Source organism: Pseudolactococcus chungangensis CAU 28 = DSM 22330, from assembly GCF_002441885.1.
GTDB lineage: Bacteria > Bacillota > Bacilli > Lactobacillales > Streptococcaceae > Pseudolactococcus > Pseudolactococcus chungangensis.
The window spans coordinates 47,803-54,169 of record NZ_JXJT01000012.1 but is presented as its reverse complement, the minus strand read 5'-3'; the positions used below and the strand labels follow the sequence as shown (position 1 = coordinate 54,169).

Sequence of the window (6,367 nt, the reverse complement as noted above, 5' to 3'; positions counted from 1 at the left end):
GATTTTGACACACCAATTACAGCAGATATCAAGCTCTATGCGAAATGGGGCTTACCGATTGCAGAGCTAGCAGGCCATGAAGATGGGATGCTTGGCACACAATTTGATAGAGTTTGGCTTTCTAATAGCTGGTGGCGTATTCTAAAAGCAGATATGGCAGACCCTAGCAACGGCAATCAAGCACTTATCCTCAAAGAACAAGCCTTAACCGCTCAAGAAAATGGCACTGGCGATGTTGTGGTGCAGTTTGATACCACAGCAACAAATTGGGATAGTCCATACTTCCATGATGATACGACATCAACTGGTTATGGTGAAAGTCATCTCAAAGCCGTGATTGACAGCTACTACAAAGGCTTTATCGCCCCATCCTATAGTAGTTACGTCCTACCCGTTGATTTAGACCTGCCAAATTGGCCACGTTATCAGAATGCTGGTCTTGCCTCAACTAACAGTAAACCACTGGATTACAATAACTGGTACTGGCAAAATTCGCAGTCTTACTATAGAGATAACCGTTTTCCAACCTCTTTGACTCCTTTAACAACTCTAAAACAACAAGCCTTTGCTTTAAGCTATGGCGATATTCAAACTTTGGATAAGAGCACATTTTATGAAGGTAAAGGTGGATCACCAAGCGCTACCGGTTATTATAGTACTTTGTTAGACTTTACAGCTTATCCTTACTTTTGGCATCGGTCTGCCGGCAATGGCTATTTTGATGCGGGTGCGGTCAACAATGGCAACTTCTCCTATGACTATTCTGTGCGCAACAGCCTTCCGGTTCGTCCCGCTTTAGCCATCCAATTAGATTAGCAATCTAGCATTACTATGCTAGTCATAGAAAGATGTTAAACCTCAATTTAAAAGCAAGTCACAGATTAATGTGGCTTGCTTTTTACACGTAAAGTAAGACATTCTTACACGGGCTGTAACGCAATAGATGATTACAATTGATTTAGCTCACCCCAGCTACCCAGCCAGTCGCAAGCGCCGAGGTGATGTTGTAGCCACCAGTGTGTGCATTAATATCCAAGACCTCACCTGCGAAATGCAAGTTTTCTACAGATTTACTCATCAACGTTTTGGGCTTGAGTTCACTTAAATCAACGCCACCTGCTGTGACAAAAGATTTTGCTAGACTCATGGTACCAGTGACTTTTATCGAGAAATACTTCATGAGATGAAAGAGCTCGGATAATTTTTTAGCAGAGACTTGCTTGACTTTAGCCTCTAAGCTGATTCCTGCTGTGTTGATGAGAAACTCAGCCAAACGTTCTTGGAGGAGTAACTTTGCAACATTTTTGACGGACTTGTCTCGCAGCTGTTCAAATTTGTCAGAGATATCATCCTCAGACATTGTCGGAAGAAAATCGAGTGTCACATCATCAGTCCCATTTCCCGTCACAAAAGTAGAGGCGCGCAAGGCAGCAGGTCCAGACAGGCCAAAGTGGGTGAATAGCAGATCGTGGGTGATGGGATGTTGGTTAATCGTCAAAGTAATGTCGCGCAGGGAAATGCCTTGCAGGGTTTTGTGGGGAAAGTCTGTCGTCAAAGGACTTTCAGCGGGCTTTAAATCGGTGACTTTTAACTTGAAATGTCGTGCGATGTCATGACCGTATCCGGTTGAGCCGGTCGACGGGTAAGATTTTCCGCCGGTTGTGACGATGAGTTTACGGCAAGTAAAGGTGGTGTCAGCTGTTTTTACCAAAAAGTCGCCGTTTTCTGCTTTGGTCGTTGATAAGACTTCGGAGTTGGTCGAAATGGTGACACCTTGTTCAACCATTTTAGCTTGTAAGGCGGAAATAATTGTTTGTGATTTGTCAGTCGTTGGAAAGACGCGACCGTGGTCTTCAATTTTGAGGGGCGTGCCGTTGTCTTCAAAGAAATTGATAATATCATGGTTGTCAAACTGGGCGAAGGTGCTATAGAGAAATTTACCACCGTGTGGAATATTTTCTAGAATCTCTTCTAAGGTACCATTATTAGTCACATTGCAGCGTCCACCGCCTGTCATAGAGAGTTTTTTTCCGAGTTTTTTATTTTTTTCTAGCATCAGTGTTTTGTGTCCATAGTAACTGCTGGCAATTGCTGCCATCATGCCTGCGGGTCCGCCACCGATGATAATTGTATCGTAATTTGTTTTCATATCTTTTATTGTAGCATATCTTTGAAAGTCTTGTTTGCATCATAAATTGATAAAAATATAAGTTTATTAGTGTTGGAAATTTAGAATTATGTTATGATTGAGATATAAATGACAACTGGATTAAGGATTAAGAAGTTTTTTGGTGCCATTTTGGCATTCGAGGTGTTTTTTATGTCAAATATTAAAACGCCTGTTACAGATTTCTATTGCCTAACAAGTCTGAATAATCCGACGTTAATTACACAATAACCTCTTAGCTAATAGCTAATACTCATACTAATTAAAGGAGAATTATGAATTTTTTTAACCGCGCCATTCGCTCTGTGACACGACAAAAATCAAAATCATTGATTTTATTTGCTGTTATTTTCGTACTTGGCAATATTTTAGCAGGTAGTGTCATTATTCAGCAATCTACCCAGAATGTTGAAAAAACGACCAAAGAACAAATGGGGGCTATCGCAACAGTTGGGATAGACTGGAGCGATACTAAGAGACAAAAAGAAATGGAAAGCATGACGAATGCGGACTATTCGGCATTAACTGAAAAAATCATCCAAAAAATTGCGGCTAGTCCTTATGTTAAAAACTATGATTATTCTGAGCAGACTGGCTTTGAGTCCAAACTGTTGAAGCCCTATGACCCAGTGGCGGACAAAAAAGCTGAGGATAAAAAGCTGACTGATAACGAGGTGGACGGTAGTTTTATCAATACCTATATGCCGATTAGGGGTGTTCAAGATCCTAAAATGATGGATATTGCATTGGGAAAAATCAAATTAGCTGAAGGCAGTGTCTTCACCGCAGATGACGTGAAAAAAGGGACAAATGTTGTATTGATTTCTAAGAAATTTGCTGACAAAAATGGGTTTCATGTCGGGGATGAGATGACTATCGACCAAAGTACGCAAGGTCTAGACGATGCAGATAATGCTGAAAGTCAACCAGAAAATACGAAGTCATTTGACACAAAAGTCAAGATTATTGGGACTTATGATGTGCTAGAAGCAGTTCAGAAAAAATCAGGTCAATCTGGTAAAGCGTCAAGTGATTCCGTTGTCTATGCAGCAGCTTTCCCAGGTGGTTCAGGGCAAGAAGCCTTTGATTTTGATAATTATAACACGATCTATATGCCTAATAAAGCCGTTCATCAGATGACTCAAGGTTTTAGACAGATGCTAATGGCTGACTACCCTGAAATGACGGCTGGGATGAGTGAGGAGGATGCAGAAGCTGCTTCTAAGCCTTACTACACACCGATTTTTCAGTTGAAATCAGTGGATGATCTTGAAAAATTTAAGGCTGATACGAAGCCAATGCTACCAAAATTCTTTTCGGTAATGGCATCTACAGATGAATTTGACAACATTGCGGGGCAATTTAACAAATTATCTAAGATTGCAAAGGCGGTGATTATCGCTGCGGTGCTCCTATCGATTGTCTTAATCTTGTTGGTTATTTTACTCTTTATGCGGGATCGAAAACGTGAATTGGGCATTTATCTGTCACTTGGTGACAAAAAATCGAATGTTATTTTGCAAATTATGGTTGAAGTTTTAACCGTAGCGATCATTGCCTTAGTTATTTCGCTGATTACTGGGAAATTCTTGGGAAGTTTCGCATCGGAAGCCTTTCTAAGTTCAGATAATAGTGAATCTGTAAATGGTAGCATGATGAGTGGTAGCATGATGAGTTCATCTGCTATGTTTAGTACAGGTGTAGCGGTTGATGCGACGACAATAGCGGCTAATTATGCTGTTTCATTTACGCCGTTCTATATTGTCACTTATCTGCTTGTAGGTTTAGGTACGGTTATTGTGTCAGTCCTTTTATCAACGCTTTATATCTTTAAATTAAAGCCAAAGAAAATTTTGTTGGGGTAATGAGCTATGTCAATTATTGAAACTAAGAAACTGAATTATTACTACCAAGATGGTGATATGCAACGCTATATTTTACGAGATGTATCGATTAGCTTTGAAAAAGGGCAATTCTATACGATTGTTGGTGAATCCGGTTCTGGTAAAACAACTTTTCTAGCCATGGTGGCTGGTTTAGATGTGCCAAAAGAGGGGCAAGTTCTGTTCGAAGAAACAGATATCCAGACTATTGGACTTGAAAATTATCGTCGCAATAAAATCTCGATTGTCTTTCAAAATAATAATCTAGTACCATATTTAACGGCGATTGAAAATGTCCTTGTGGCAATGGCTATCACAGATAACACACTCCCTGATGACCAAAAAACGGTGGCTTATAATCTACTAGATTATATCGGGATTACACGTGAGAAAGCAGACCGTTTAGTAAGCGAGTTATCAGGTGGTGAACAACAACGGATTGCGATAGCTCGAGCACTTGCAACCAATAGTGATGTCATCTTAGCAGATGAGCCAACTGGGAACCTTGATGAAGAACGAGAAGGTGAGATTGTCGAAATATTTAAACGTTTGGCACATGACAGTCAAAAAGCGGTCATTGTTGTGACACATTCTCAAGAGGTGGCAGAAAAATCTGATGTGACTTACCGTTTGAAAAAAGGAAATTTAATTAATGAGTGATTTTTTATCAAATTTTACGAGCGATAAATACAAGAAGGATGCCGAAGAGCAGGAGCTTGTAACGCCCGACACAGAAATACCAGAGACGGCTATGGAAAATGTGACACCTGACCTATCTGAAGTTGCTAACTATGATGCTGTGTCTGATGATGACGTGTTAGCAGATACCACCGTTAGAGGTCTCTCTTGTGAGATGCTAGATGAAGAAACAGATGCTGAAGACTTTAATGAGATAACAGATGTCAAAGATTTTAATGATACGTCAGAAGATAAATTAGATAATGAAAACTTTAATGATGTATCAGACGATGAATTAGCGTCATTTCTGAGGGAACTGGCTGATGTTTCTTCAGAAGATGACTTGGTAGTCAAAGACCAATTTTTTGCTAAAAAGCAAAAAATAAAGCGAGGCATTATCGCAGGTTCTGGTCTTTTGGCGGTAATTGTGATTACGTGGTTCTACTACGGTCAAACACATGTTAAACTACCTGATTTTATAGGAAAGTCTGTGAGTACAGCACAAACTTGGGCAGATGAACATAAGGTCAAATTAGAAGTGAAGCGTGTTTATGATTTTGACAAAGAAGCCAATATTGTCATCAAAGAATCTGATAAAAATAGGACAATTTCTAAGAAAAAAACAGTTAATCTGACAGCTAGTTTAGGGGCAAACCCAAAAGAAAAAATTGAACTTCCCGATTTTTCTAAGATGCCAGTTGCTGAGGCGCGGGAGTTTATCAAGAAAAATAAACTAGAAAATACATCTGTACAGCTTGATTACTCGGAGACGGTAGCAAAAGATACTTATCTCAAACAAACTTTCGCCAATCAATCTGTCACACCTGAAACATTCAAGCGTGAGGACAATCTGACACTCTATTACTCTAAAGGGAAAGAGCCAGTCGTTCAAAATATCGATGTGCCAGATTTTTCAAGTCAAACTAAGGAGCAAATTAACACTTGGAGTAAAGAGAAGGGTGTTAAAGTCGCTTTTGAAACCGCTGGAAGTGAGACGATTGAGGCAGATAAGGTGATTTCTCAATCAGTTGCTAAGGGTCAGAAAGTTTCGAAAGCAGATATAATGATAATTAAGCTTTCACTAGGTAAGCCAATGACTGTGCCAGATTTTTCACGGTTTACTTTTGATGAATCTAGCGGCGCAGCTAAAAATCTACCTGTTATTTCAAAACAAGTTTATAACGATACAGTTCCTTACGGTGGCTTTATCAGCCAGTCGATACCAGCAGGTACCCAGTATTTCGCAAAAGATACAATACCTGATATTATGGCGGTTTACTCACTTGGACGAGTCTATATTAAGGATTTGAAAGGACAAACTGAGGGTGACTTGCAGGGAACTTTTTATAATGACTATACATCGAAAGGTGCGAATATTGCCTATCGCGTGCAGTATGTTAACAGTCCTGAAACCAAAGGGACTGTTGTCGGTCAGAGTTCACTTAATGAGTTTGTCCCACTGTCTTGCACAATCTTTATTCAAATCAGTAATGGTCACGAAAAATAACTAAAAATGAGGCTGGGATAAAGATCTTGTAACAAAAAGACTATAAATAATTTCGATGTTAATCTGTATTGTTATAGTCTTTTTGTATAATTTTTGGTAGTTGTAAAAAAAGAATACGAAATTTGTAATAGA

5 protein-coding genes are annotated in these 6,367 nt (G+C 39.5%); 4 read left to right on the top strand and 1 reads right to left on the bottom strand.

Annotated elements, in window-relative coordinates; translation table 11 throughout:
- A partial coding sequence (locus tag RR45_RS11210) for a hypothetical protein (RefSeq protein ID WP_179295330.1) occupies positions 1-816 on the top strand: 816 nt, incomplete at its 5' end.
- 142 nt (positions 817-958) lie between these two features.
- Here the strand turns inward: RR45_RS11210 and RR45_RS06495 are convergent.
- Positions 959-2,149 carry a BaiN/RdsA family NAD(P)/FAD-dependent oxidoreductase gene (locus tag RR45_RS06495; protein WP_031366631.1) on the bottom strand — a complete coding sequence of 397 codons (1,191 nt, stop codon included), beginning with the start codon at positions 2,147-2,149 and terminating at the stop codon, positions 959-961.
- 293 nt (positions 2,150-2,442) lie between these two features.
- Between RR45_RS06495 and RR45_RS06490 the strand changes: the two genes are divergently transcribed.
- From RR45_RS06490 to RR45_RS06480, 3 genes are read left to right on the top strand one after another with little or no spacing between them, the layout of a single operon-like run.
- Positions 2,443-4,032, top strand: coding sequence for an ABC transporter permease (locus RR45_RS06490; RefSeq protein WP_031366632.1), 1,590 nt, complete (start codon positions 2,443-2,445; stop codon positions 4,030-4,032).
- Between the two features lie 6 nt (positions 4,033-4,038).
- Positions 4,039-4,710 (top strand): ABC transporter ATP-binding protein, encoded by a 672-nt coding sequence (locus RR45_RS06485; RefSeq protein ID WP_031366633.1) that lies wholly within the window; start codon positions 4,039-4,041, stop codon positions 4,708-4,710.
- Positions 4,703-6,235, top strand: coding sequence for a PASTA domain-containing protein (locus tag RR45_RS06480; protein ID WP_072353466.1), 1,533 nt, complete (start codon positions 4,703-4,705; stop codon positions 6,233-6,235). The genes RR45_RS06485 and RR45_RS06480 overlap by 8 nt, the downstream gene beginning before the upstream one ends.
- Positions 6,236-6,367: the final 132 nt, after the last annotated feature.